The sequence below is a fragment of the Citreicoccus inhibens genome, from assembly GCF_019039035.1.
Lineage (GTDB): Bacteria > Myxococcota > Myxococcia > Myxococcales > Myxococcaceae > Citreicoccus > Citreicoccus inhibens.
On sequence record NZ_JAHNZT010000006.1, the window covers coordinates 196,320 to 222,301 of the forward strand.

Consider the following 25,982-nt stretch of genomic DNA (forward strand, 5'->3'; position numbering starts at 1 on the left):
CGCGATTGTTGCCAGAGGGTAATGCAGGGGCTATGCCCCTGCTCGATGAGCGACAACCAAGAGCCCCCCGCGCCGGGCAGCCCGGCGACTGACGAAGCTCCGATGCGTCCCGCTGAGTACGTCGCGGACATCAGCTTCGACGACATGAACCTCTCCGAGCCCCTCCGCCGTGCCGTGGCGGAACGCGGGTATTCGCACCCCACCCCCGTCCAGGCCAAGGCCTTCCGTCCGGTCATGGACGGCAAGGACATCATCGTTCGCAGCAAGACGGGCACCGGCAAGACCGCCGCGTTCGGCCTGCCGCTGCTGGAGAAGATTCCCGCGGACGAGCGCCGCGTGCGCGCGCTCATCCTCTGCCCCACCCGCGAGCTGGCCCTCCAGGTGGCCGAGGAGCTGACGCTCCTGGCCAAGCACAAGGGCGTGAAGGTGGCGGCCATCTACGGCGGCGCCTCCATGAAGCAGCAGGAGGACGCGCTGGTGGACGGCACGCCCATCATCGTGGGCACCCCCGGCCGCGTGTTCGACCACATCCAGCGCGGCAACCTCAAGCTCGACGCCTGCGACCACGCGGTCCTGGACGAGGCGGACGAGATGCTCAACCAGGGCTTCTACGAGGAGGTCACCCGCATCCTCGACCGTCTTCCCAAGACGCGGCAGGTGCTGCTGTTCAGCGCCACGGTGCCCACCGACATCCAGAACCTCATCGCCCGGTACACGACGAACGCGGAGACGCTGCTGCTCTCCGGTGACGTCTTCACGGTCGAGCACATCCACCACATCCGCTACAACGTGTCGGATGCCTTCCCCAAGCCGCGCAACCTCATCTACGTGCTGGAGAAGGAAGAGCCCCAGAACGCCATCATCTTCTGCAACACGCGGGATGACACGGCGCTGGTGACGGCGGTGCTCAACCGCAACGGCTTCGACGCGGAGCTGCTCAACGGAGACCTGCCGCAGAAGGAGCGCGAGCGGGTGATGGGCAAGGTGAAGCGCGGCGAGGTGGCCTTCATGGTCGCCACGGACATCGCGGCGCGCGGCATCGACATCTCCGGCCTCGAGTACGTCATCAACTACTCGCTGCCCGAGGACCCCGCCGTCTACCTGCACCGTGTGGGCCGCACCGGCCGCATCGGCAACAAGGGCACGGCCATCAACCTCTTCTCCGGCCGCGAGCTGGCCACGTACAGCGCGCTGGAGAAGAAGTACGGCATCAAGTTCGAGCAGCGCGAGATGCCGGCCCCCGAGGAGGCCATGCGCCTGTGGACGGACCGCCACGTGCGCGAGATTCGCGAGGCGGCCGGCAGCAGCGTCTTCGAGGGCTTCCTCCCCCTGGCCGCGCAGCTCAAGACGCGGCCGGACGCGGACGACCTGGTCGCCTTCCTGCTCAAGTACTTCTTCAGCCACCTGCGCATGGAGAAGGCCCAGGCCGCGCAGGAGACCGAGAAGCGCGAGCCCGTGGAGTCGCGCAAGGCCGAGCCCCGCCGCGGCAAGGACCGCGAGCGCGAGCGTCCCCGCCGCGAGGAGCGCGGTGAGCGGACCGAGCGCGCCGAGCGTCCGGCCCGCGCCGAGCACGGCGACCGCGAGCGCCGTCCCCGCCGCGACGAGCCCCGCCGCGAGGAGCGCGGGCGCCACCACGCCCCCGCCGCCGCGCTGGAGGCGGGCCCGGGCGAGGTGAAGCTCTGGGTCAACCTGGGCACCGCGGACAACCTGGGCCCGGGCAGCATCGCCACGGCCATGGAGGAGGCGGGCGCGCCGGTGGGCAAGCTGGTGCGCGCGGAGATGCGCCCCACGTTCGCGTACGTCTTCGTGGCCGAGGAGGACTCGGCGGGCTTCGAGGCCCTCAACGGCAAGCAGCACGGCGGCAAGACGCTGCGCGTGGAGAAGAGCAAGCCGCGCAGCGAGCGCGACACGCACGCGCCCCGCCCGCCCCCGTCCCCGGACGCGGGCCCCGGCGAGGTGAAGCTGTGGGTCAACCTGGGCTCGGATGACGGCATGGACGAGGCGAAGCTGCCCGCCACGCTGGAGGCGCTCGGCGCCCCCGCCGCCGTCGTCCTGCGCGCGCTCACCCGCGCCACCTACGGCTACGTCTACGTGCCCGAGTCCGAGGCCCCCGGCTTCGAGGCCCTCAACGGCAAGACGCACGGCGACAAGCCGCTGAAGCTCGAGCGGCACCGCCCCCGCGGTCAGCGTGAGGAGCGGCGCCCCCGCACCGAGGCCCTCCCGGACGTTCCGGGCCAGGCGCGCCTCTGGGTGAGCCTGGGCCGCCAGGACGGCCTGGACGAGGCCGGCGTCGCGAGCGCGCTGGAGGCCGCGGGCGCGCCGGCGGGCAAGGTGCTGCGCATGGACCTGCGCCCGACGTACGCCTACGTCTTCGTCGCCGAGGAGGACGTCGCGGGCTTCGAGTCCACCCAGGGCAAGCCCCACGGCGACCGGACGCTCAAGGTCGAGCGCGCCCGGCGCAAGTAACCCTTCGAGGGCCCCAGGCGGTCGCGCGTGGCGACCGCCTCAGCCCTCGTCGGGGCCCGGCCCGGTGGACTTGCGGCGCCTCGCCCGGTGGTAGTGGGCGGAGCACAGGCCCCGGGCCAGCACGGGCTTGCCACAGGCGGGCTCGTCACAGCGGGTGGGCTCGGGTCCTGGCGTGGCGGCGCTCGGGGCCGGGCCGCTGAACATCACCTCCCCCACCGCCAGCAGGCGATCCACGTCCTCGCGGCGCAGCTTGCGCGCCCGCACCAGTTCCACCAACCGATGAGCCCCCGCGTCCTCCGCGTCCTCCAGCCGGAACAGCTCCCACAGCGGCAGCTCCAGCGCGCTGGCCACCTGGAGGAGCGTGTCATAGCTGGGGTTGCGCTCGCCGCGCTCCAGCAGCGAGGCGAAGCTCACGGAGATGCCGCAGCGCTCGGCGAAGTCCTCCTGGGTGAGGCCTCGTCGCTCGCGCAGCGCGCGGATCCTCCGGGCCAGCCCCTGCAGCGGGCCGCTCGCGTCGGGCGCATCCGGAGGACCAGGGGACATGCGTGCGCGCATGGTAGCGCACCCCTTCTGTTAAGGTCTCGCGCGGCGACGGCGGCCTTCGGCCCCACCGCCGCCCACCAGGAGCCAGCCGACCCATGAACCCCGTCGAGGGCACCAACTACTTCTTCCGCAAGGCCGCGCGGATCATGGACGTGGGCACGCCCATCGAGACGCTGCTCGCCACGCCCCTGCGCGAAGTGAAGGTCCAGGTCTCCATCGAGATGGACTCGGGGGAGATTCGCACGTTCCCCGGCTACCGCATCCAGCACGACAACAGCCGCGGCCCCATGAAGGGCGGCCTGCGCTACCACCCGGGCCTCGACCAGGACGAGTGCGTCTCGCTCGCGTCGCTGATGACGTGGAAGACGGCCGTGGTGAACCTGCCCTTTGGCGGCGCCAAGGGCGGCATCGCGTGCGACCCGTCGCAGATGGGCATGAAGGAGCTGGAGCGGCTCACGCGAAAGTTCGTGGATCAGATCCAGGACGTCATCGGGCCCACCCGAGACATCCCCGCGCCCGACGTCAACACCAATCCCCAGGTGATGGCGTGGATCATGGACCAGTATTCCAAGTACCACGGCCACTCTCCCGCCGTGGTGACGGGCAAGCCGCTGGAGCTGTACGGCTCCAAGGGCCGTGAGGCCGCCACCGGGCGCGGCCTGCTCTACGTCTGCCGGGAAATCCTCCGCGACCTGAGCTTGCCCGTGAAGGGCACGCGCTTCGCCATCCAGGGCTTCGGCAACGTGGGCAGTCACACCGCGCGGCTGCTCTGGGAGGACGGCGGCGTGGTGGTGGCGGTGGCGGACGTGCTCGGCGGCGTGCGCAACCCCCAGGGCCTGGACATCCCGTCCCTCTTCGAGCACGTGAAGCGCACCGGCACCGTCACGGGCTTCGGCGGTGGCACGGCCTGCAGCAACGACGACGTGCTCGCGGCGGACTGCGAGGTGCTCATCCCCGCGGCGCTCGGCCACGTCCTCACCCGCGACAACGCCCACCACGTGCGCGCGCGCCTCATCATCGAGGGCGCCAACGGGCCCACCCAGCCCGAGGCGGACGAGATTTTCGAGAAGCGCGGCATCTTCGTGGTGCCGGACATCCTGGCCAGCGCCGGTGGCGTGACGGTGAGCTACCTGGAATGGGTGCAGAACCTCCAGCACCTGTCGTGGGAGGAGGAGCGCGTCAACGCCGAGTTGGAGAAGACGATGCGCGAGTCCTACGATCGCGTGGCCCAGGTGGCCCGCACGCGCAAGGTCTCCATGCGGACGGCGGCCTACATCCTGGCCATTGGCCGGGTGGGCAAGGCCACGGTGCTGCGCGGAATCTAGAGCGGGCCGCGTCACGCCATGCCGCGCCGCGTCCATGGCGGGCGGACAACCAGGCGCCCGCGCACGGTCCCTTCCGCGCGCGGCGCGCTTCCGCTACACGGCGCGGACATGGTCACCCTCCCGGACATCCAGGCCGCACGCGAGCGACTGCGCTCCGCGCTGCGCCCCACGCCCTGCCCGCTGTCGGACGCCTTCACGGAGAAGACGGACTGCGCGGCGGTGTACTTCAAGCTGGAGAACCTCCAGCGCACGGGCGCCTTCAAGGAGCGCGGCGCGCTCAACAAGCTGCTGACGCTCACGGACGAGGAGAAGCGCCGGGGCGTCATCGCCGCGTCGGCCGGCAACCACGCGCAGGGCGTCGCGTACCACGCGCGTCGGCTCGGGGTGAAGGCCACCATCGTGATGCCCGAGCGCACGCCGCTCATCAAGGTCACGCGCACGCGCGACGACTACGGCGCGCGCGTGGTGCTCAAGGGCGCCAACTACGACGAGGCCTACGCCGAGGCGCTGCGCATCCAGCGCGAGGAGAACCTCGTCTTCGTCCACCCGTTCGATGACCCGTACGTCATCGCCGGCCAGGGCACCATCGGCCTGGAGCTGTTGGAGCAGTGCCCGGACCTGGAGATGGTCCTGGTGCCCATCGGCGGCGGCGGCCTCATCTCCGGCGTGGCGTGCGCGCTGAAGGAGTCCAACCCGCGCATCCAGGTCATCGGCGTGCAGGCCGCCACCATCGCGAGCATGGCCGCGTCGCTGAAGGAGGGGCACCGCGTGGAGCTGACCGCGGCGGGCACCACCATCGCGGACGGCATCGCGGTGAAGCGCCCCGGCGAGCGCACCTTCGAGATGGTCCACAAGTACGTGGACGCCGTCGTCACCGTGGACGAGGAGGAGATCGCCGCCGCCATCCTCACGCTGCTGGAGCAGGAGAAGAGCGTGGTGGAGGGCGCGGGCGCGGTGGGTCTGGCCGCGCTCCTCAACGGCCATGTCCCCCAGGCCCAGGGCAAGCGCGTGGCCCTCATCCTCGGGGGCGGCAACATCGACATGAACGTCATCAGCCGCATCATCGAGCGCGGCCTCGTCAAGGCCGGGCGCCTGGTGCAGTTGGAGGTGCGGATGCCGGACCGGCCCGGCACCCTGGCCCGCCTCACCGCGCAGATCGCCGAGCAGCGCGCCAACGTGGTGGACCTCCACCACGACCGCGCCTTCTCCCACGCGGGTCTGGGCGAGGCCATGGTCGAGGTGACGCTGGAGACCACGGGCCAGCGGCACATCCAGGAGCTGATGTCCGCCCTGGAGAGTCAGGGCTGGCAGGTGGCACGCAAGTAATCGCCCTCTTGCGCGAGCGAGCGGGGGCTCGGCCATACTCGGGGGATGACCGCATCCTTGCTCGCCGCCCTCCTGCTCGCCGCCGCCCCTCCGCCCCAGAAGGCCAAGGAGTTCGCCTCGCGGCAGCAATGGGATGAGCTCTATCTGGCCTTCGCCACGGCGGAGCCCGCCAGCTACGAGGAGGCGGACCGCCCCGCGCTCGCCGCCGCGCTGCTCAAGGGCTGCGAGGCGCTGCTCAAGGACGACGCGGTGCTCGCGTACTCGCTGGGAGAGCGCGCCTCGGTCTTCCAGGAGTCCGCCGCCAGCCTGCGCTGTCTGGCGCGCGCCGCGCTGAAGACCGATCAACGCGCCGCGGCCGAGGAGGCCCTGCGCAAGGGCCTGGAGCAGTACGCCAAGGACGGCGCGTTCGGCCTGGAGCTGGGGCGCATGCTCCTCGAGGACAAGAACCCCACCGAGGCCATCGCCGCGCTGGAGAAGGTGCCCCCCAAGGCGAAGGAGGCCGCCGAGGCGCGCAAGCTCTTGCAGAAGGCCCGCGCGCAGAGCAACGACGAGGCCGCGGCCCGCCGCGAGGTCGAGCGCATCGAGAAGCGCCTGGACAACGGCCAGCCCACGGGCGGCTCCACCCAGCCCGCAGTCGGCGGGGACTCGGGGGAGGTGCGCTCCACCAGCCTCAGCTACGAGTCCGGCGTGGGCAAGGACGGCATGCGCACGCGCTCCAACCGCCACTTCGTCATCCGCTACTTCAACAACGCGCGCGACTTCGGCCAGCGGGCCGAGTACGAGGGGAAGATCGTCGAGGCGCTCGACGAGGCGTACTCCTTCACCCAGGAGCTGCTGGGCGAGGCGCGCGAGTCCCCCGTGGACGTGGTCCTCTACACCCGCGACGAGTTCCGCACGCACCACGGCGCGGCCATGGCTCGGACGGTGGCCGGGCTGTACTCGGACGACGCCATCCGCATCAACGACGCCGCCGAGCTGACCCAGGACACCAAGGGCACCCTCGTCCACGAGTACGTGCACGCCGCGGTGGACGAGTTCTGCGGCGGCAAGGATCACCGCCTGCCCACCTGGCTCAACGAGGGGCTGGCCGAGTTCGTCGAGTGGCGCTACCTGGGCAGCGACGGCCCGCCGCGCATGATGCGCGACCTGCTGCGCGGCGCCCTCAAGGCGGACGCCCTGCCCCGACTGGCGGACATGTCCCAGGGGGCGCTCATCTCGAAGGGGAACCCCACCGTTGCCTATGGCACCTCGGCCGTGGCCGTGGGTGAGCTGGTGCGCCAGGGTGGGACGGCCAAGGTCCTGACGCTCATCCGGGCCGTGGGGGCGGGCAAGTCCTTCGAAGAGGCGCTCCAGACCCAGTACGGCATGGGCGTGGCGACACTGGACGAACAGGTCCGATCCGCCCTCTCGGGGAGATAGCTGGCGAACGGGCCCGTCGGATTGGTTTACCCCTCGGCGGGACTCCCCTACACTCGCGGGCCTCCATTTTCGCTGCGGCGGGAATCCAAGCCGTGTGCTGTCCGCAGCAAGGTGACGGATGTCCGACACGCGCACCGCGATGAAAGATTTTCGCTTCCTCGACGAGAGGCGAAAGCTGGGAGGCCTGTCTCCCGAAGAGGAGGCTCGCTGGGCAGAGCTGCGTGCACTCCTGGGTATCCGCGACACGCCCACAGGTGAGCCCGTCCTTGCGCCCCAGGACTGGCAGCAACCCGCGCCCCAGGGCTACTACGGCCAGGACGGCCAGTGGTACCCCTACCCCGCCGGTTACGCGCAGCCGCAGGCCTACGCCCAGCCGCAGGGCTATTACGGCCAGGATGGCCAGTGGTACCCCTACCCTGCGCAGCAGCCCCAGGCCTACGCCCAGCCGCAGGGCTATTACGGCCAGGATGGCCAGTGGTACCCCTACCCCGCCCAGGCCTGGCCGCAACAGCAGGGCGGTTACGATCCGAACCCGGGCTACGCGCAGCCGTACGACCCGAACACGGGCTATGCCGCGCAGTACCCGGTGGACCCGAACACGGGCTACGCGCAGCCGTACGACCCGAACCCGGGCTATGCCGCGCAGTACCCGGTGGACCCGAACCCGGGCTACGCGCAGCCGTACGACCCGAACCAGGGCTATGCCGCGCAGTACCCGGTGGACCCGAACACGGGCTACGCGCAGCCGTACGATCCGAACCAGGGCTACGCCGCGCAGTACCCGGTGGATCCGAACCAGGGGTACGTGGATCCGTCCCAGGCGCCCTATGACCCCAACGGGGCCTACGCGCAGCAGGCGTGGACGGGCTATCCGGAGCAGGCGCCCGAGCAGGCCGCGTATGCGCCGCAGGAGACCGACAGCCTCGACCTCAGCGCGGACGACGTCGACATCCCCGCGCTCAGTGAGCCGGCCCCGTGGATGGCGCCCGCCGTGGCCCCGACCGCGCTGCCGGCGCCGACCGCGGAAGAGGCCGGTGAGGACCTCTTCGAGGTCGCTGACGCGGATCTCTCCGATGCGGCGCATGCCGAGGATCCGTCCGCGTCCTTCGAGACCCTGAGCTCCGAGATGGGTGCGGGGCAGCCGGGCGCTGAGTCTGGGGAAGAGACCGACTTCTCCTCGGTCAGTGACGAGGCCACGCAGTCCACCGGGCGCGCGACACGGGCACCGGCCAGCGCGGAGTCCTCGCTGGAGGCATCGTTCGCCGAGCTGTCCATGGAGGTCGAGTCCGAGGCCGTGGCCCCCGCCACGACGCCCATGGACACGGCGGCGTCCGAGACCGACTTCGCGTCGGTCGATGTGACGCCCATGGACGCGACAGCGTCCGAGACCGACTTCGCGTCGGTCGATGTGACGCCCATGGACGCGACAGCGTCCGAGGCCGACTTTGCCTCCGTCGATGCGCTGCCCATGGACGCGACAACGTCCGAGACCGACTTCGCCTCCGTCGCGTCGGCCGCAGAGGCAACGGCGTCCGAGGCCGACTTCGCCTCCGTCGATTCGATGCCCATGGACGCGACGGCGTCCGAGGCCGACTTCGCCTCCGTTGATGCTGAGTTGATGGACGCGGCATCTGAGCCTGTGCTCGCGGAGGAGCGTGAGCCTTCGCCCATGGATGCGGCGTGGGACGCGGCTCCGCTCGCGGTGGACCCTCTGGAGACGCAGCCAGGCGGAGACAACGCAACCACGGAGTTCTCAGGCGACACGGCCGAGGTCCTCGACGCCGAGCCACTCGATTCCATGTCGGACGAGGACGCCTCGGCGAGCGCGGTGCTCGAAACCTCCGCGGAGGTGAGTGCCCTCGACGATTCACCCGAGGTCTCCTCCGAGGAGTTCTCACTCGACTCCGCGGATCTCGGCGCGGCCGAGGACACCTCCGAACTCGCGGCAACAGCCGTGGAGTCCGGCGCGCCCACGAGCCTCGGCGCGGACTTCGACGCGTCCATCGCCGCGCACGAAGCGGCATCGGTGGACGTGCACGCGGGCACAGACGACCAACCTCTTTTCGATGCCACCGAGGACCTCTCAGCGGCTGGCGTGGACTCCGGCGAGGCCGTCGGTTCGTTCGATGCGCACGCCGACCTGTCGACGAGCTCCGCCGAAGAGATCGCCCTCGACGCGGGTGACATCAGCGAGACAGAAGCGCCGAGCGCGCCGACCTCTCCCTTCGAGTTGAACCCGCCGTCCCTGCAACTCCGCGAGGTGCAGGTCGGGCCCGATCTCCACGCCGACACCGTCGACGTGGGCGAGGGTGACGTCGACCATGCCCCGCTGGCGACACTCGCGCAGTCGCCGGACGCCATGGCTCGTCCGGCCATCGAGGATGCATTCGACCTGAGCGGGAATCCCGAGGAGGCGGTGCCGCTCGCCGCCGCGGGAGAATTCCTCGACTACGCCCAAGCCGGAGCGGCGGCGACGTCGGACGTGGCGCTCGAGGGTGAGCCTGCGGACGCGTCTCCCATCGATCTGCAACCTGAGTGGGTCTCACCCGAAGCGGAGACGTCCGCGACGACGTGGGATGCACCGAGCGAGCCGAGCACGACCGAGTGGTCCGCCACGGCCGCGACCACCGAGGGGCACCCGTCTGACTCGACGGCGGATGCCTCCACCGAGCTTCAGGCCGAGTGGACCGAGGCGGCAACGCAGGCCCCATCGCACGAGCACGCGGCGACGCCCGACGCGGAGCTCATCGAGGCGCAGCCCGAGTGGGAGCAGCCCACGCTGGAAGCCGCGCCGGAAGAAGCATCGGCCGAGTGGACAGCTCCCACGTCCGAGGTGAACGCCACCGAAGCACAGCCTGAGTGGACCGCCCACGAAGGAGCTGTTGCGGCGCACCCGGAGTGGGACGCCCCAGCCGCCCAGGCCGGAGCCACGCCATCCGCGTGGGGAATCTCCACGGACTCCGCCGCCACCGTCGAGTCCACCGAAGCAAGCCCCACCTGGCAGTCCGATCCATCCGAGCCCGCGCGCATCGAAGCGCAGGCCGAGTGGCAGCAGCCCACCGACGGCGCGCCTCACGCTGAACAGCCCGAATGGGAGCAGCCCGCGACGGAGGCGCCCGTCCTCGATGCGCAGCCTGAGTGGGAACAGCCCGCCGGATCCGCAGTTGCAGCGACACAGCCCGAATGGGAGCAGCCCGCGACGGAGGCACCCATCCTCGATGCGCAGCCTGAGTGGGAGCAGCCCACCGAAGCGGCACCGGTCGCCGCACAGCCCGAGTGGGAGATGTCTGCGGCAGAAGAAGCACCGCTCGAAGTTCAGCCCGAGCAGGAGCTGATTGCTGGCGCCGCATCCACCGCCCCCCAATCCACGTGGCAGCCGCCCACTGCGGAGTCCACTGGCCTCGAAGCGCAGCCCGAGTGGGCGACGACCGAGGCGGAGGACGTTGCCCTCGAAGCCCAGCCGGAGTGGGAACAATCCAACGAGGCAGCCGCACCGACCGCGCAAGCCACCTGGGAGCAGCCCGCTGCGGACGTGGCTGTTCTCGAAGGGCAGCCTGACTGGGCGCAGCCCGCCGACGCAACTGCAACCACGGTTCAGCCCGCCTGGGAGCAGCCCAGCGAGGATGCCCCTGTCCTCGATGCGCAGCCCGAGTGGGAGCAGCCCGCCGATGCAACTGCGACCACGGCTCAGCCCGCCTGGGAGCAACCCAACGCGGATGCTGCTGTCCTCGATGCGCAGCCCGAGTGGGAGCAGCCCGCCAACGCTGCAGCGACTGCGGCTCAGCCCACCTGGGAACAGCCCGCCGATGCCGCAGCGACCACGGCTCAGCCCGAATGGGAGCAACCCAACGCGGATGCTGCTGTCCTCGATGCGCAGCCTGAGTGGGAGCAGCCCGCCGACGCCGCAGCGACCACGGCTCAGCCTGCCTGGGAGCAGCCCAGCGAGGATGCCCCTGTCCTCGATGCGCAGCCCGAGTGGGAGCAGCCCGCCGACGCAACTGCGACCACGGCTCAGCCCGAATGGGAGCAGCCCGCCGACGCCTCAGCCACCACGGCTCAGCCCACCTGGGAACAGCCCAACGCGGATGCCGCTGTCCTCGATGCACAGCCTGAGTGGGAGCAGCCCGCCGACGCCGCAGCGACCACCGAACAGCCCGCTGGGGACGTAGCCGTCCTCGAAGCACAGCCCGAGTGGGAGCAGTCCGAGGCAGTTGCATCCACGACAGCACAGCCAGAGTGGGAGCAGCCCGCCGACATCGCGCCGACCGCGCAAGCCCCGTGGGAGCAGCCTGCTGAGGACGTATCCGTCCTCGAAGCGCAGCCCGAGTGGGAGCAGCCCGACGCAACCGCATCCGATACGACCCAGCCGGCGTGGGAGCAGCCCGCCGAGGCCGCGGCGACCGCGGTGCCAACCGAGTGGGAACAACCCGCTGAAGACGTGGCTGTCCTCGAAGCACAGCCCGAGTGGGAACAGCCCACCAACTCGGAGCAAGCGGCGTGGGAACAGCCCACCGACGCGGCCTCTGCTGCGGCTCAACCGGCGTGGGAGCAGCCTGCTGAGGATGGAGCCGTCCTCGAAGCGCGGCCCGAGTGGGAGCAGCCCACGGAGGCCTCTGCTGCCGCAATCCAGTCCGGCACCGATGCAGCTCCCCTCACGGCACAGGCTGAGTGGGCGCAGCCCGGAACCACGTCCGATGCGCAGCCGGAGTGGGCGCAGTCCGACGTGGAAGTCGCCACACTGGAGGCACAGCCGGAGTGGGAGCAGCCCGGAGCCGTGGCCGCGCCCGTCGAAACGCCCAGCGCTGACGCGACCGCCATCGAAGTCGAGACCGAGTGGGGGCAGCCCTCCTCGGCCACGTCCGTCGCGGCGCAGCCCGAGTGGGCTCAGACGACCGACGCGGCTCAGCCGGAATGGGAAACGCCCACCGCCGAGGTCGTAACGCTCGAGGAGCAACCCGCCACAGCGGGTGCACCGCTCGAAGCGCAGCCCGCGTGGGAACAGCCCGCGGAGCCTGAGCTCATCGAGGCGCAGCCCGAGTGGGAACAGTCCGCCAGCGCCCCAGCTCCAGCGCAGAACGACTGGGCGCACGCCAACGCGACGGGCGCCGCGACGCAGGTCCAGCCAGTGCAGTCCGCCACCTGGGAGCAGCCCGCCGAAGAGGTCGCCTTCATCGACGCGCAGCCCGAGTGGGAGGCCCCCACCACGGCCGAGGCCTCCAGCGCGGCCACCCCTGCCTGGGATCAGCCCATCGAAGAGGCCGCCATCGAGGCGCAGCCCGAGTGGGAGACGCCCGCCGCCGAGACCGCGCCCATCGAGCTTCAACCCGAGTGGGCTGCCACCCCAGAGGAGCAGCCCGCTCCCGAGGCCCAGGCCGAATGGGCGCAGCCGCGTGACGAAGCGCAGCCCATCGACCTCCAGCCCGAGTGGGCCTCGTCCGCCGAGCCCACCGCGCCTGAGCCGGAGGCCACGTGGGAGAACCCCGCCGCGCACGGCGCATCACCGTCCACCGAATGGGCCTCGCACGAGGCACCCGGCTCGGAGCCCTGGGGGGCCCCGCCCGCCGCGCCCGCTGCTTCGGAGTGGAGCGCGCAGGAGTCCGCTCCCGCGTGGGAAACGACCGAGTCCGCCCCCGCGGAGCCCTCCGGCACGGTCGAGCTTCAGCCGGAGTGGGTGACGCCGGAGCCCGAGCCCGTCGCGGCCACCGAGGACTGGAACTCTCCTGTGTCCGAGGAGATCTCCCTCACGGAGGCAGAGCCGGAGCCGGTCCAGGCCCCCGAGTGGCACGAGCCCGCCGTGGAGATCGAACCCGTCCTGGAGGCAACCCCTGTCGACGTCGTCGAGTCGACCTGGAACGCCCCACCCGCGCAGCCCATGTGGCGGGGCGCCCCGCAGACGGCTCGGTTCGCCGCGCCCACCACTGAGATGCCCTGGCAGGAGGAGCCTCCCGCCCCGCCGCTCGTCGAAGAGGAAGTGGAGGCGGAGCAGGAGCTGGCGGAGATCGAACTCGTCGAGGAGGCCCCCGAGGCCGTCGAGGAAGAGCCGCCCGAGCTCCCCATCGTCGGCGCCATCGAGCCGCCGCTGTTCGCGCCTCCCGCCGCCTCCCTCACGCTCGAGGAGCGCGGCTCGTTCGTGGAGGGCGAGCACCGCGTCATCATCCACACCGTGGAAGGCCAGGTGAAGCGCGGCACCATCCGCGACCTGGACCTCTTGGATGACGTCATCTCCCTGGAGCAGCAGAGCGGCTTCGCCCCCGAGCGCATCCAGGGCAAGCGGGTGAAGGCCATCTTCTTCATGCTCGCCGCGGGCGCGCGCCAGCCGCAGTTGGACGGTCAGAAGATTCGCGTCACCTTCAATGACGGTCGCCAGGTGGCGGGCTTCTCCCGCGACTTCAAGAGCACCATCCCGGGGTTCTTCGTCATCCCCGCCGACACACGCACCAACACCGCGCGCATCTTCATCTACCGCTCCAGCGTGCAGGCCGTCGCCGAGGGCTGACAGCCGGGCGGCGCGCCCGCCTCGCGGGCCAAAAAGAAGAGGGGCCTCGTCACCGAGGCCCCTCTTTGTGTCTCTGCGGTCCGAAGACTCGCGAGGCTTACTTCGTGTCCTTCGCCGTCGCGGGCGCGTCGGCCTTCTTGGTCAGCTCGATCTCCAGGCTGACCGAGACCTCCTCGCTGACCGCCACGCCGCCGGTCTCCAGCGCCTTGTTCCACGCCAGGCCGTAGTCCTTGCGGTTGATCTTCGTGGTCGCGGACACGCCCGAGCGGGTGTTGCCCCACGGATCCTTCGACTCCTTCGCCGGGCCATCCACGTCCAGGACGACTTCCTTCGTCACGCCGTGGAGCGTCAGGTCGCCCGTCACCTTCAGCTTGCCCGCGCCCGCCTTCGCGACCTTCTTCGACTTGAAGGTCATCGTCGGGAACTTGGTCACGTCAAAGAAGTCCGGGCTCTTCAGGTGCTCGTCGCGCTTCGGCTCGTTGGTGTTGACGGTGGAGACGTCGATGGTCGCCTCGACGGTGGACTTGGTCACGTCCTTGTCGTCCAGGTTGATGGCGCCCGTCACCTTGCCGAAGCTGCCCTTCACGTTCGACACCATCATGTGGCGCACGGAGAAGTCGGCGCTGGAGTGCGACGAGTCAATCTCCCAGTTCGAGGCCAGGGCGGCGGACGGCAGGGACAGCGCGAGCATGGCAACGGCGGACTTCATGAACAGCTTCATGGGGTGTGCTCCTTGGGGAATGCCTACAGCGGGTTCATTCGCGCAGCGCGAAGCTGCGCATCGACAAAGTCGCGTGATGGAAACCCTCGAAGACCGAGGTGATTCCATCCTCGGGGAGAGAAGCGCCGAGGGTGAAGAAAAGCGGCAAGAAATGCTCGGCGGAAGGATGCGCCAGCGCCGCATTCGGTGCACCCCTCCACCCTTGAAGTCCACCAAAGTCTCGCGCGGCCAGCCGGCTCGCCACCCAGCCATCGAACTCGCCCGCCCACGGCTCCACCGGAGCCTCCTTGGCGCGGAAGTTGACCCGCCGCAGGTTATGCACCAGCCCTCCGCTGCCCACCAACACCACGCCCCTGGCGCGAAGGGGCCGCAGCGCCTCGCCCAGCCGCGCCACCTCCGAGGGCTCGGCGTCCGCGGGCAACGACACCTGAACCACCGGCGCGCTCGCGTCCGGGAAGGCGTGCCGCAATGGCACCCAGACCCCGTGGTCCAGCCCCCGCGTCGGCTCGGTGCGCGCAGGGATGCCCGCATCGCGCAGCAGCGCCACGATGTCCACCGCCAGCCCCGGCGCGCCTCGCGCGGGATAGCGAAGCTGATACAGCGGCGCGGGAAACCCGTAGAAGTCGTAGATGAGCGGCGGGGCCTCGCTCGACGTGACAGCCACCTCGCCCTCGGTCTCCCAATGCGCGGAGACCACCACGAGCGCCTGGGCCTGGCTCGCGCTCGCCCCGAATGTCCGGAGCGCGCGTGGATACGCATCCGCGTCCAGCGCCACCATGGGCGAGCCATGCGACACGAAGAGCGCTGGAGCATGGCGCCAGGGGGCCGCCGGCCCGCCTGACTGAAGAAGTCCACTGGGGTTGCTCACGTCGCTCATCGCGAGCCCCAGGATTGCAACCCACAGACCACGCCCGCCTCACGCTCCAACCTGTTGAAATCGCGTGAGGGACCGCGTTCTCGCGTGCACCCAGCCTCTCAGAACGATAGACAGACACATCACTCTGACCGGGGGCGAGACGACGTGGCAGGCAGGCTGGAGCTGAACCTGAAGGAGCTGCTGTCATTCGATCCAGGGGGTGGGCTCATCCACTTCGCGGGTCAGCGGGCGCTGCTGATGGATCCGGTGGCGCTCGGGCTCCAGCGCAAGGAGCTGGTGGGGTTGCTGGGGATGACCGCGGCGCGCGGCATCTTCACGCGCATGGGCTACGCGCACGGCTGGCGCACGGCCGAGGCCATGCGGACCGCCGTCCCCTGGCCGGATGAGTCGCAGTGGCGCCGGGCGGGCGGCAGGCTGCACACCCTCCAAGGACAGGTGCTGGTGGAGCGCTTGGAGCGCAAGCCCGAGGACGGCCCCGAGCCCTTCGCGGAAGCGCAGTGGCGCGAGTCCTATGAAGCCGAGCAGCACCTGTTGCACCTGGGGCTGGCGGATCAACCCGTGTGCTGGAGCCTCACGGGCTTCGCCTCGGGGTACCTGAGCTTCTGCAACGGCAAGCCCATCTACTGCACCGAGGTCCGCTGCGTGGGCAAGGGCGACGCGGACTGCCGCATCGTGGGGCGGCCCGCCGAGGAGTGGAGCACCGAGTGCAAGGAGGTGCTGCGCCTCTACGAGACGCAGTGCATGGAGGGCGTGCTGGGCCAGGTGACGGACGCGCTCAAGCAGGCGGAGCGCAAGCTGCGCGCGAAGCGCCAGTCCCTGGCCCGCGTGTCCGGCGTGAGCGAGGACCCCTCGGGGATGGTGGCCCGCGCCGAGTCGATGCAGCGCGTGCTCGGGCTGGCGCGGCGCGCGGCGAAGGTGGACTCCACGGTGCTCGTCACCGGCGAGAGCGGCGTGGGCAAGGAGCGCGTCGCGCGGCTCATCCACGATGAATCCAGCCGCGCGCACAAGGCCTTCGTCGCGGTGAACTGCGCCGCCGTCACCGAGAGCCTGCTGGAGAGCGAGCTGTTCGGCCACGCCAAGGGCTCCTTCACCGGCGCCACCAACGACCGGGCCGGCCTCTTCGAGGCGGCGCACGGCGGCACCCTCTTCCTCGATGAAGTGGGAGAGGTGCCCGCGACGATGCAGGCCCGGCTCCTGCGCGCGCTCCAGGAGAAGGAGGTTCGCCGCGTGGGCGAGAACACCCACCGCAAGGTGGACGTGCGCGTGGTGGCCGCCACCAACCGGGACCTCGCCGAGGAGGTGCGCGCCGGACGCTTCCGCCAGGACCTCTACTACCGGCTGCGCGTCATCGAGCTGCGCATCCCGCCCCTGCGCGAGCGCCGCGAGGACGTGCTGCCCCTGGCGCGGCTGCTGCTCGCCGAGGCCGCCGAGCGCCTGGGGCGCAAGGTGTCCGGACTCTCGCCCGACGCGGCGGATCAACTCCTGCGCTACCCTTGGCCGGGCAACGTGCGCGAGCTGGGCAACGCCATCGAGCGCGCCGTGGCCCTGTGCGAGGGCCCGCGCGTGGAGCGCGATGACCTGCCCGAGGAGGTCCGCGTCGCGCCGCCCAGCCTGATTCCCAGCGGCGACCCGCGGCGGCTGGAGGACATGGAGAAGGAATACATCCTCGCGGTGCTGGCGAGGAATGACGGCAACCGCGCGCGCACCGCCGAGCAGCTCGACATCGGCGTGGCCACGCTCTACCGGAAGCTCAAGCAGTACGGCCACGCCGAGGCCGCGCACTGAGCGCCCCCGGCCGCGCGGGGCTGTGCGGACGAGGCAGCCGTCCCGGCCGCGTCAGTTGAGGAACTGGTCGCGATCCTTGCGGTCCCGCTCCACCACGCGCAGGTGCTTGGAGCGGTCGCGCAGCTGCCGCTGCAGGCGCCAGTGCTGCAGGTGCAGCCACAGCCGGCGCGGACTGCCGCCCCGCACGTAGGCGAACACGAGCAGCAGGCTCAAGATGTCCGGCGCGAAGTACTGCCACGGCGCGCGCAGCAGCTGCAGCACCGTGAACGCCGCGCCAATCGCCGCGAACACGTTGCCGGACAACGGGATGCCCCAGAAGTTCGTCTGGCCTCGGCCAATGACGAGCCCGTACGCCACCCAGAGCACCGTGGTGAAGATGCGCCCACCCGCGTACTCGCCCGCCAGCGGCGTCACGAGCGCCAAGAGACAGGTGAGGAGCCCCGCCAGCGTGGTGATTCCCACCGAGGCCATCAGCAGCCGCCGGCCGCCCCACGTGGACTCCAGGAAGCCCCCGATGGACCAGATGATGAGCGCGCCGAACAGGATGCCCAGCACGTCCGGCGTGACGAAGGCATAGGTGACGAGCTGCCAGAGGTAGAACCGCCCCAGGACGTCCGCCGGGTGCAGCACCAGCAAGGTGCCCTGGCCGTGCTCCGTGGCGATGTACAGCGCGGAGATGCCCACCAGCGCCACCGCCAGCTTCGCGGACAGCGTCTCCAGGCTGGGCAGGCCAAACCCACCACCGCCCCCGCCAAAGCTCCTCATCGGTCGCATAGCCGCCCAAAGTTGGTGGAAGGTCGCCCGCTTCGCAACCCCAAACGACACAACGACGAAGGGCGCCTCACTCCGGATGAACGGAGCAAAAGCGCCCTCGAGAATCCCTGTCCGCCGGGACAGGTCCGTCCGCTCAAACCTTGTGGCGGTAGAAGAGCGTGATGGTCAGGCAGTGGAATTCCTTGTCGGAGGATTGGGTGACGACCTTGTCCACAATGTCGACCTGGGAATTCTCCTTGAGCCACTTGGTGATGTTCTCACCCATGTTCTCGCGGTCACGCGCGAGGGTGGTGGAGAACACCTTGACTCCCGTGAAGCTGGCAACGGCCATTCCGACCCTCGAGTAACCAGAGATTCTCGACGTTTACACCGAAGCCCCGCCACCATCAAGAAACGGGCCCGACAAACCGGCGCGGGCGTGCCTTGCGCACACCCGCGCCCACGCGCGAGTCCGCCCCGGGAGGCGGCGGGGGGCTCACCGCGCGGCGGCGCGGCGGGACAGGCAGGCCACCTCGTCCTTGCAGGCGGGCCCGATGCCTTCCGGGTGGGCCGTGAGGGGCGTCTTGTCACTTTCCTCCACCCCACACACCACGCACTTGCGCTTGCGGTTGCGACGCTCCGCGCGGCGCTGCTCGGCGATGGCCTTGGCCCGCTCGCGGGCCGTCTTCGCATCCACCTCGTTGCTCATCTCACGTCCCGTCCCGAAGTCGTGTCCCGCCTACCCCGCCCGCGCGCTCAGAGCGCCTCAATCAGCACGGCGATTCCCTGCCCACCGCCAATGCAGGCGGATCCGATACCATAGCGAGCGCCGCGACGCTTCAGCTCGTACGCCAGCGACATGGTGATGCGCGCGCCCGAGGCGCCCAGCGGGTGCCCCACCGCGATGGCGCCACCGTTGACGTTGGTCGCCTCGCGTGGCAGCCCCAGCTCCTTCTCCACCGCGAGGTACTGCGGCGCGAAGGCCTCGTTGACCTCGAAGAGGTCCACGTCCGACAGCTTGCACTGCGCGCGCGCCAGCAGGTTGCGGATGGCCGGCGCAGGTCCGATGCCCATCACCTTCGGGTCACATCCGGAGATGCCCCAGTTCACCAGCCGGGCCATGGGCTTCAGGCCGTGCTTCTCCACGAAGCCGCGCGTGGCCATCACCATGCTGCCCGCGCCGTCGCAGATGCCGCTGGCGGCGCCCGCGTGCACCACGCCGTCCTTCTTGAACACCTTGGGCAGCTTGCGCAGCGTGTCCACCGTGGTCTCCGGACGGTTGTGCTCGTCGCGGGAGACGACCGTGTCGCCCTTCTTGCCCTTGAGCGTGACGGCGGAAATCTCGTCATTGAGGCGCCCGGCCTCCTGCGCGGCCGCGAAGCGCTTCTGCGTGAGGACCGCGTACTCGTCCACCTGCTCCTGCGTGAGCGCGTAGTCCACCGCGAGCTGCTCGGCGGTGAGCGCCATGGCCTGCCCGGTGTAGCTGTCCGTCAGGGCCGTCCACAGCATGTCCTCCAGGCCCCCCTTGCCCAGCGGCAGGCCCCAGCGGGCCCCGCGGATGACGTGGGGCGCCTGACTCATGGACTCGGTGCCGCCCGCGAGCACGCACGCGGCCTGCTCGGTGAGCATCATCTCCGCGGCCGTCACGAAGGCCTGGAACCCCGAGCCGCACAGCCGATTGACGCCCAGCGCGCCCACCGGCACCGGCACGCCCGAGCGCAGGCCCACGTGCCGAGGCAGGTAGATGGCGTCCGCGCTCGTCTGGACCACGTTGCCGTACACGACGTGCTCGATGAGCTCGGGGGCCACCTTCGCCTGGGCGAGGGCCGCCTTCGCGGACTCCACCGCGAGGTCGGTGGCGCTGAGGTCCTTGAGGCTGCCCCCGTAGGTGCCAAACGGGGTGCGCTTGCCGGACAGGAAGAAGATCTCCTCGGACTTGGACACGCTCTTCATGGTGCTCGTCTACCTACTCTCGTGGGGCGCGCGGTGCACGCGCGCCGTGGGTGTCCCGGGAGGGGCGGGTCAGGAAGCCCGCCGCCCCAGGAAGGCGCTCGCGACGATGGCAAGCGCGATGGCGGTCCACAACAGCCCTTGCAGGTTCTGCCGGCGGATTTCATGGCGCCCCAGCCCCTGATACCAGGAACGCCCCGCCTGCACGCGGCCCTCCCAGGTGAAGTCTCCCGTGGGGGACAGCCCCTCCAGGCGCCGCGCGTGGGCCCTCAGCAGGCGCTCGGGGGAAGCGTCGTCCAGTGAACCCGAACGGTAGCGGCCCGGGAGGTCCAGCGCGGGCCGGCGGTAGTCCGCCGTGATGACGAAGCCCTCGGGGGCCAGGGGCGTGAGCAGGTACAGCCGGGGCGCGCCCTGGCGCCCCTCGTGGAGCGTGGCGAAGACCTGCTCGGTGGGGTGGGCCCAGTCGTAGGAGCGGCTGGCCCGCTGGAGGAGCGGCTTCTCCTCGTGGCTGCCGAGCGCCACGAAGCCGAGCGCCTCCAACTGCCGGGCGAGCGGGCGCAGCGCCTCGGGCAGCGCCATCTGGTCCGCGGGGGCCTCGGCCTCCACCCGCACGCTGCGGGGGAAGAGGTAGAGCAGCGCCCGCCAGAAGTTGAGGGACAAGAGCACGCCGGCGAGCACGAGGCCGCCGAGCACGATGCCAAGCTGGGTGAAGACGTGCATGCGCGGGCGACCGTCAGCGCCGGGACGCCGACGCGGGCAGGTGCTGCCAACGCGCCAGGTCCGCGGCGGTGAGCGGGTCCTCGCCCCGCAGGAACTGCTCCAGGTGGCCCAGCGAGTCCTGTCCCCAGAACAGCTCGCCGTCCGCGAGGACCGAGGGCACGCCGAACGCGCCCACCGCCAACGCCGCCTCGGTCTCGCGGCGCACGCGCTCCTTGACCGCGTCCGTGCGCGCCGCGGCCAGGAGCGCCGGGGCATCCAGTCCCGCGGACGCGATGACGGCGCTCACCTGCTCCGGCGTCTCGATGCCCGTGCCGCCGCCCCAGGTGGCCGCGTAGAGCGCGGAGATGAGCCGCTCGCGCGCCGCGGGCTCGTCCACCGCCGCCGTCACGCGCAGCGCGAGCAGCGGGTTGAACGGATGCGCGGGCGGAGGCGCGAAGGGCACGCCCAAGTCATGGGCCAGCCGGAACGTCTGCTTGAAGACCCACACGCGCTTGGGCGGAATCTCCGCGGGGCCAATGTTGCCCAGCGCGTTGAGCATCCCCGCGAAGAGGACGGGCACCGGCTCCAACGCGCGCCCGTGCCGCGCGGCCAGCGCGGGCATCCGGGCCCAGGCGAGGTACGCGTAGGGTGAGATGTAGTCGAAATAAAAGCGCAGCGGGGCGTTCGCCATGGCGGGCACTCTACCCCTCCCGCCCGAGGCGCGGGGAAGCCGCGGCCCATGGCTCAGGCCGTGCGCTTCACCAGACACTGGCGCTGCATGGCGCCTCGCAGCGACTCGGCCAGCGCGTGGAGGTTCACCGCCTTCGCCGCGAGGAAGGCGCGCTCGGCGATCTCCAGCTCCCGCACCGAGTCCTCGGGCGCGAGCTGGCGCTCCGCGTGGGCCAGGTAGACGTGGCCCACCTGGAGGACGTTGCCGGTGGCCTCGGCCAGGAGCAGCGCGCGCCGCAGGTGCTGCGCGCCCTCCTCCGCGGGCACCAGGGGCGCCAGGGCCCGCCGCGCCAGGATTTCATCCCAGGGGTTGGCCAGCACGGGGTCCAAGGCCCGGGCCAGGGCGGCCTCCGCCGCGGTGCGCGCCGCCGGGAGGTTGCCCTGCTCCCGCTCGAAGCGCGACTCGTACACGCGCACCAGCGTCTCCATGCGCAGGTGGCCCGCGCGCGCGGCCTCCAGCGCCCGAGGCAGCGACTCGCGCGCCGCCGCCGCGTCCTCGAACAGCACGTCCCGGCACGCCTGGTACACGCGCACGTGGTACTGCAGCCGCTGGTCCTCCGGCATCACCCGCGCGAGCGACTCCGCGCGCGCCACCACCGCGGCCACCAGCTCGTGCTCGCCGCGCTCCAGGTAGTACGGCGGCGTGAAGACCGCGAGGTTGCGCTCCATCAACCGCGGGTTTCCCAGCCGGCGCACCAGCTCGGCCTTCTCGGTGAAGGCGGGCACGAACGCGGCGCCGTCTCCGGTGAAGGCCGCGCGCGCCACGCGCGAGAACAGGTGGAAGGCCCGCACGTCCAGGAAGCCGTAGGTCTCCGCCAGCGCCAGCCCCTCGTGGACGACCTCCTCGTCCAGCGGCTCACCGCGCAGGGCGCGGTTGACGTTCATCAAGTAGCCGCCCATCCCCAGCGCCCACGCGAGCCGGCGCGGGGGACGGCCCACCAGGTCGCGGAAGCCGCGCAGCCGCTCCACCTGCTCGCGCTGCGCCTCCAGCACGCCCGCCCACTGGCCGCTGTATGCGCTGAGCGACGCGCGCGCGATGAGCACACCCGCGCGATACGGCGAGTCCTCCGGGTGCTCGGCCCGCACGCGCGCCTGAAGACGCTCGAAGTCCTCGGTGCGCCCCAGCACGGCCAGCGCCATGCTCTCCAGGATGCGCAGCTCCGAGTGCTTCCAGAAGACATCCACCGGCGCCATGCGCGCGTCCACCGCCACCTCGCGGAAGAGCGGGCACAACCGCTCCGCGCGCTCGGTCGCCGAGCCCTCTCGCGCCGACTCCAAGCGCGCGAGCGCCTCGCGCCGCCCCAGCTCCAGCGCCGGTGACGCGGCCCAGTGCGCGGACAAGCGCTCCGCGTACAGCAGCGACGTGGGCGGGTCGCTCGAGTAGCCCACCTCCACCAGCGACACCCACGTGCGCAGGAGCTGATCCGCGCGCTCCGGGAAGTCCGGCGCCACCTCCAGGAGCCCCGCCGCCTCCGTCAAGAGCAGCGTGGCGTCCAGCAGCGCTTGCGCCTCGATGGCGGCGCGGCCCGCCTCCAGCAGCGGCGCGATGGCGCGCTGGGGCTCCTCCGAGCGCGCGAAGTGCCAGCCCACCGCGCGGGCCAGCCCCTTGCGCTGCGCGTGCAGCGCCTGGAGCGCGCGGGCCACCCGGCCGTGGTGGACGCGCCGCTCGGCCTCGGGCGTGGTGTCGTAGACGGCCTGATGCACGGTGTCGTGCGTGAAGACGTAGCGGCCCTCCATCTCCTGGAGGAACTGCCGCTCCACGATGCCGTCGAGCACGGCGAACAGCTCCGCCTCGGGCAGCTCCGCCAGGGCGCGCACGAGCGGCAGGTCCAACAGGCGGCCCGCGGGCGCCAGCCGCCGCAGGAGCGCCACCTGCTCGGGCGGCGCGCTCGCCAGTCGCGCCAGCACCGCGTCCTGGATGCTCGCGGGCAGCTCGCGCGTGCCCAGGTCCTCCGCCGCGCTCCAGCGTCCGCCCACGCGCGTGAGCGCCCCGGCCTCCACCAGCATGCGCAGGCACTCGGTGGCGAAGAACGCGTTGCCGCCCGTGGTGGCGTGCAGCCGCGTCACGAAGCCCTCCGGCATGGACAGGCCCGGCAGCGCCAGCTCCACCAGCGTGCCCACGTGCGCCGCGGACAAGGGCTCCAGGTCCAGGCGCGCGGTGAGCTTCTCGTCCACCGTCTGGAACGCGAGGCTCAGCCGGCTCAGCTCGCCCGAGCGGAAGCTGCCCACCAGCATGCCGCGCGTGCCGTGCAGCGCGCGGATGAGCACGTTGAGCACCTCCAGCGACGCGCTGTCCGCCCACTGCAGGTCCTCGAAGCACAGCACGAAGGGCAGCCGCTGCCCCAGCGCGCGCACCCACTCGGCGAGCGCCTCGAAGAACGCCAGCTTCTCCTCGCCCTCCTCGCGCAGCGCGCCCTCCGGCGCGTCCGACGACAGCCACGGCAACAGCCGCGACAACCGGGGCGACAGCCGCTCCAGCATCTCCGCGGGCGTGTGCGGCAGCAGGCATCGCAGCGCCTGCGTCACGGGCGTCAGCGGCGCGAGCCCCTCCGCGCGGCACTGTCCTCGGCCGAAGGGCAGCTCCGCGAGCTTCGCCTGCAGCTCGAACTCCTGCAGCAGCCGCGTCTTGCCCACGCCCGCGGGCGCGCCGATGAGCACCGCGCGCGACTGGCCCCAGTCCGCCTCCGCCAGGCCGTTCATCAGGCCCTCCAGCTCCGCCTCGCGCCCCACCACCTCGGGCACGTGCAGGTAGCTGGCGCGCGCGGACAGCGGCTCCTCTGGCAGCGGCTCGCCGCTGGCGTGGCACAGCGCCTCCAGCAGCTCACCGGCGTCCTGGAAGCGCTCGCGCGGATCCTTCGCCATGAGCAGGAGGATGATCTCCTCCAGGTGCGGCTCCACCGGGCAGAGGGTCGACGGACGGGGCGGCGGGCGCGTCAGGTGGTCCGCCAGCAGCACCGCGGGGTTGGTGCGCTTGAAGGGCAGCCGGCGCGTGGCCAGGTAGTAGGCCATCACGCCCAGCGAGTAGAGGTCCGCCCGACCATCGATGCTCGCGCCGCGCTGCCACTCCGGCGCCAGGTACTCCAGCGTCCCCTTGAGGCGGCCCGGGCTCGGCGTGCCCAGCTGGTGCATCACGCCGAAGTCCATCAACTTCACCGCGCCGGACTCGGTGATGCGCACGTTGCTCGCCTTGATGTCGCAGTGCACGTAGAGGCGCGAGTGGATGAACGCCAGCACCTGCGCCATCTGGATGAGCACCCGGAACAGCGCGCTCGCCTCCATCGGCACATCGCGCACGAGCGTGCTCAAGTCCTGCCCGCCCACCACCTCCATGGTGATGAAGCGGTTGCCGGCCTCGGTCAGCCCGCAGTCGAAGACGCGCAGCGTGGACGGGTGCTGCAGCTTCTTCATGGCGAAGAACTCGTGCCGGAACATCAGCACCAGGTCCTCCACCTTCGACTGCGTCAGCCCCGCCGGGACCTGCATCTCCTTGAGCGCCACGCGGCGCATCTCGTGCGTGTCGTCCGCCAGCCAGATGCGGCCCATGCCGCCCTCGCCCAACAGCGACGCCACCCGATAGCGGCCCGTCACCACCATCCCCGGCTCCAGCGAGCGGCGCTCCCCCAGCCCCGCCCACGGAAGGGTGATGGGCGTACGCGGACGATCCCCCCAGGTGCTGGAGGACGCGCGCGTGCGCTCGTCGAGGACCGTCGTTTTCTCTTCGTCGCTCACACGATGGGTCAAGCCGGGCTAATTCAGAAGTCAGAGGAATATCACGTTTTCATGGGAACGACGCAGGGTGGGAGAGCTGAGAACACACCAAGTTGGACACTTTCGAGGAAAGGTGGGTCCGACATCGCCTCCATCCACGCACCGGGTGGGTGAGAGCGCGCGGCTGTCCGCCTTCGCCAGGGCCGAGCGAGTGCTGGGGGCGCGGGTGTCCGCGGCACGCGCGACGCCGCAGCTTGAGGGATGCGCGGGCGCGGGCGCGTCCGGGAGGAGGCGAGTCACCATGGCCAGCACGCAGCACGAAGACTTCCAGCCACGTGATCGCGGCCAGGTCGAGGACGCCCTGGACCGTGACGCCGCCGAGACGAGCCGGGAGCTGTCCGCGCGCGCGGACGTGGACCCGAGCCCCCTCGAGGAGACGCCGTGGGAGGCGAGCGTGGAGCGCGGCGAGCAGTGGACGACAGAGAAGAAGACGCCGCCCGAGCGCTAGGGGCACAACGGCCCTCCATGGGGTGGCACGGACCTCTTGCTCGGTACCGGACAGTGGGGGGATGCTGCGTGCCCGTTCCTCTGGCGCGAGGGTCGTGCCCTTGCGCCAGACACTGGTCCCCTCGGAGTCGAAGCCCCGTGAAGCCCAAGGTCCTCATCGTCGAGAACTCCTGGACCATGCGCGAGACGCTGCGGCTCTTGCTGTCCGGGGAGTTCGACTGCACGGTGTCCGCCGACGGCGAGGCGGGGCTCGCCCTGGCGCTGGCGCAGCCGCCGGACCTGCTCCTGTCGGACGTGAACATGGACGGCCTGGATGGCTACGAGCTGTGCCGCCGCTTCCGCGCCGAGCCGGCCCTCCAGCACATCCCCGTCGTCTTCGTCAGCGGCTACGCACCGCGTCCAGGCGAGGCGGCGCAGCAGCCCGGACCGGATGCGTACCTGGTGAAGCCCGTGAAGCCCGCGGTGCTCATCGCGCAGTTGCACGCCGTGCTGCAGCGCGCGCGGGGCGCCGCGGCGGAGCGGGCGGCGGGCGAGCGCTGAGCCGCACCCACGGCGCGCGTGAGGCCCTCCGAGCGAGCGGCGAACTGACCGGAAGAAACCGCCGAGTGCGCGCGTTGGCGCCGATGTCGGAGCCCCAACGCCCGTCCCGGCTTCCACGCTGACCCGGGGCGTTCGGCG

The 25,982-nt window shown here is 71.2% G+C and carries 18 protein-coding genes; 8 read left to right on the forward strand and 10 right to left on the reverse strand.

Features of this window, described 5'->3' with window-relative positions; translation table 11 throughout:
- The first annotated feature begins 45 nt into the window (after nt 1-45).
- The gene (locus KRR26_RS10775; RefSeq protein WP_120202964.1) at nt 46-2,466 is read left to right on the forward strand and encodes a DEAD/DEAH box helicase; all 2,421 of its coding nucleotides are present in this window, start codon (nt 46-48) and stop codon (nt 2,464-2,466) included.
- A gap of 39 nt (nt 2,467-2,505) precedes the next feature.
- Here KRR26_RS10775 and KRR26_RS10780 read toward each other — a convergent pair whose 3' ends face one another.
- Nucleotides 2,506-3,009, reverse strand: a complete 504-nt coding sequence (locus KRR26_RS10780; protein ID WP_120203338.1) for a helix-turn-helix transcriptional regulator — start codon at nt 3,007-3,009, stop codon at nt 2,506-2,508.
- 95 nt (nt 3,010-3,104) lie between these two features.
- Here KRR26_RS10780 and KRR26_RS10785 point away from each other — a divergent pair, with 95 nt between their 5' ends.
- From KRR26_RS10785 to KRR26_RS10800, 4 genes are all read left to right on the forward strand, one after another.
- The gene (locus KRR26_RS10785; RefSeq protein WP_120202965.1) at nt 3,105-4,334 is read left to right on the forward strand and encodes a Glu/Leu/Phe/Val family dehydrogenase; all 1,230 of its coding nucleotides are present in this window, start codon (nt 3,105-3,107) and stop codon (nt 4,332-4,334) included.
- A 108-nt stretch (nt 4,335-4,442) separates the two neighbouring features.
- On the forward strand, nt 4,443-5,660 hold the full coding sequence (gene ilvA, locus KRR26_RS10790; RefSeq protein WP_120202966.1) for a threonine ammonia-lyase: 1,218 nt from the start codon (nt 4,443-4,445) through the stop codon (nt 5,658-5,660).
- A gap of 57 nt (nt 5,661-5,717) precedes the next feature.
- Nucleotides 5,718-7,079 (forward strand): peptidase MA family metallohydrolase, encoded by a 1,362-nt coding sequence (locus KRR26_RS10795; protein ID WP_321202746.1) that lies wholly within the window; start codon nt 5,718-5,720, stop codon nt 7,077-7,079.
- 118 nt (nt 7,080-7,197) lie between these two features.
- Nucleotides 7,198-13,575: a DUF6982 domain-containing protein gene (locus KRR26_RS10800; RefSeq protein WP_217079770.1), complete on the forward strand. Its 6,378-nt coding sequence runs from the start codon at nt 7,198-7,200 to the stop codon at nt 13,573-13,575.
- A gap of 97 nt (nt 13,576-13,672) precedes the next feature.
- On the opposite strand, the gene KRR26_RS10805 is transcribed toward KRR26_RS10800, so the two are convergent.
- Nucleotides 13,673-14,296: a YceI family protein gene (locus KRR26_RS10805; protein WP_120202969.1), complete on the reverse strand. Its 624-nt coding sequence runs from the start codon at nt 14,294-14,296 to the stop codon at nt 13,673-13,675.
- Between the two features lie 34 nt (nt 14,297-14,330).
- The gene (locus KRR26_RS10810) at nt 14,331-15,173 is read right to left on the reverse strand and encodes a dioxygenase family protein (protein WP_217079771.1); all 843 of its coding nucleotides are present in this window, start codon (nt 15,171-15,173) and stop codon (nt 14,331-14,333) included.
- A 144-nt stretch (nt 15,174-15,317) separates the two neighbouring features.
- On the opposite strand from KRR26_RS10810, the gene KRR26_RS10815 reads away from it, so the two are divergent.
- Complete coding sequence (locus KRR26_RS10815; protein ID WP_120202971.1) at nt 15,318-16,958, forward strand: sigma-54-dependent Fis family transcriptional regulator; 1,641 nt, start codon at nt 15,318-15,320, stop codon at nt 16,956-16,958.
- 51 nt (nt 16,959-17,009) lie between these two features.
- Here KRR26_RS10815 and KRR26_RS10820 read toward each other — a convergent pair whose 3' ends face one another.
- The 7 genes from KRR26_RS10820 to KRR26_RS10850 form a co-directional block, all read right to left on the reverse strand.
- On the reverse strand, nt 17,010-17,723 hold the full coding sequence (locus tag KRR26_RS10820; protein WP_321202747.1) for a rhomboid family intramembrane serine protease: 714 nt from the start codon (nt 17,721-17,723) through the stop codon (nt 17,010-17,012).
- A 142-nt stretch (nt 17,724-17,865) separates the two neighbouring features.
- Nucleotides 17,866-18,063 (reverse strand): hypothetical protein, encoded by a 198-nt coding sequence (locus tag KRR26_RS10825; RefSeq protein ID WP_120202973.1) that lies wholly within the window; start codon nt 18,061-18,063, stop codon nt 17,866-17,868.
- A gap of 144 nt (nt 18,064-18,207) precedes the next feature.
- On the reverse strand, nt 18,208-18,420 hold the full coding sequence (locus KRR26_RS10830) for a hypothetical protein (protein ID WP_120202974.1): 213 nt from the start codon (nt 18,418-18,420) through the stop codon (nt 18,208-18,210).
- Nucleotides 18,421-18,467: 47 nt separating this feature from the next.
- Entirely contained in the window at nt 18,468-19,664 is a 1,197-nt protein-coding gene (locus KRR26_RS10835; protein WP_120202975.1) for an acetyl-CoA C-acetyltransferase, read from the reverse strand.
- Nucleotides 19,665-19,733: 69 nt separating this feature from the next.
- Complete coding sequence (locus tag KRR26_RS10840; protein ID WP_120202976.1) at nt 19,734-20,381, reverse strand: hypothetical protein; 648 nt, start codon at nt 20,379-20,381, stop codon at nt 19,734-19,736.
- 13 nt (nt 20,382-20,394) lie between these two features.
- Nucleotides 20,395-21,051, reverse strand: coding sequence for a 2-hydroxychromene-2-carboxylate isomerase (locus tag KRR26_RS10845; RefSeq protein WP_217079772.1), 657 nt, complete (start codon nt 21,049-21,051; stop codon nt 20,395-20,397).
- A 53-nt stretch (nt 21,052-21,104) separates the two neighbouring features.
- The gene (locus tag KRR26_RS10850) at nt 21,105-24,683 is read right to left on the reverse strand and encodes a serine/threonine-protein kinase (protein ID WP_217079818.1); all 3,579 of its coding nucleotides are present in this window, start codon (nt 24,681-24,683) and stop codon (nt 21,105-21,107) included.
- Between the two features lie 415 nt (nt 24,684-25,098).
- Between KRR26_RS10850 and KRR26_RS10855 the strand changes: the two genes are divergently transcribed.
- Both KRR26_RS10855 and KRR26_RS10860 read left to right on the forward strand, forming a co-directional pair.
- The gene (locus tag KRR26_RS10855) at nt 25,099-25,305 is read left to right on the forward strand and encodes a hypothetical protein (protein ID WP_120202977.1); all 207 of its coding nucleotides are present in this window, start codon (nt 25,099-25,101) and stop codon (nt 25,303-25,305) included.
- 137 nt (nt 25,306-25,442) lie between these two features.
- Complete coding sequence (locus KRR26_RS10860; protein ID WP_199723678.1) at nt 25,443-25,844, forward strand: response regulator; 402 nt, start codon at nt 25,443-25,445, stop codon at nt 25,842-25,844.
- Nucleotides 25,845-25,982 lie beyond the last annotated feature (138 nt).

Excerpts from the sequence above, each read along its gene's own strand:
- KRR26_RS10775 (WP_120202964.1), top strand. The coding sequence starts at position 46 with ATGAGCGACAACCAAGAGCCCCCCGCGCCGGGCAGCCCGGCGACTGAC.
- KRR26_RS10780 (WP_120203338.1), bottom strand. The coding sequence starts at position 3,009 with ATGTCCCCTGGTCCTCCGGATGCGCCCGACGCGAGCGGCCCGCTGCAG.
- KRR26_RS10785 (WP_120202965.1), top strand. The coding sequence starts at position 3,105 with ATGAACCCCGTCGAGGGCACCAACTACTTCTTCCGCAAGGCCGCGCGG.
- ilvA (WP_120202966.1), top strand. The coding sequence starts at position 4,443 with ATGGTCACCCTCCCGGACATCCAGGCCGCACGCGAGCGACTGCGCTCC.
- KRR26_RS10800 (WP_217079770.1), top strand. The coding sequence starts at position 7,198 with ATGTCCGACACGCGCACCGCGATGAAAGATTTTCGCTTCCTCGACGAG.
- KRR26_RS10805 (WP_120202969.1), bottom strand. The coding sequence starts at position 14,296 with ATGAAGCTGTTCATGAAGTCCGCCGTTGCCATGCTCGCGCTGTCCCTG.
- KRR26_RS10810 (WP_217079771.1), bottom strand. The coding sequence starts at position 15,173 with ATGAGCGACGTGAGCAACCCCAGTGGACTTCTTCAGTCAGGCGGGCCG.
- KRR26_RS10820 (WP_321202747.1), bottom strand. The coding sequence starts at position 17,723 with ATGAGGAGCTTTGGCGGGGGCGGTGGTGGGTTTGGCCTGCCCAGCCTG.
- KRR26_RS10825 (WP_120202973.1), bottom strand. The coding sequence starts at position 18,063 with ATGGCCGTTGCCAGCTTCACGGGAGTCAAGGTGTTCTCCACCACCCTC.
- KRR26_RS10830 (WP_120202974.1), bottom strand. The coding sequence starts at position 18,420 with ATGAGCAACGAGGTGGATGCGAAGACGGCCCGCGAGCGGGCCAAGGCC.
- KRR26_RS10835 (WP_120202975.1), bottom strand. The coding sequence starts at position 19,664 with ATGAAGAGCGTGTCCAAGTCCGAGGAGATCTTCTTCCTGTCCGGCAAG.
- KRR26_RS10840 (WP_120202976.1), bottom strand. The coding sequence starts at position 20,381 with ATGCACGTCTTCACCCAGCTTGGCATCGTGCTCGGCGGCCTCGTGCTC.
- KRR26_RS10845 (WP_217079772.1), bottom strand. The coding sequence starts at position 21,051 with ATGGCGAACGCCCCGCTGCGCTTTTATTTCGACTACATCTCACCCTAC.
- KRR26_RS10850 (WP_217079818.1), bottom strand. The coding sequence starts at position 24,683 with ATGGTGGTGACGGGCCGCTATCGGGTGGCGTCGCTGTTGGGCGAGGGC.
- KRR26_RS10855 (WP_120202977.1), top strand. The coding sequence starts at position 25,099 with ATGGCCAGCACGCAGCACGAAGACTTCCAGCCACGTGATCGCGGCCAG.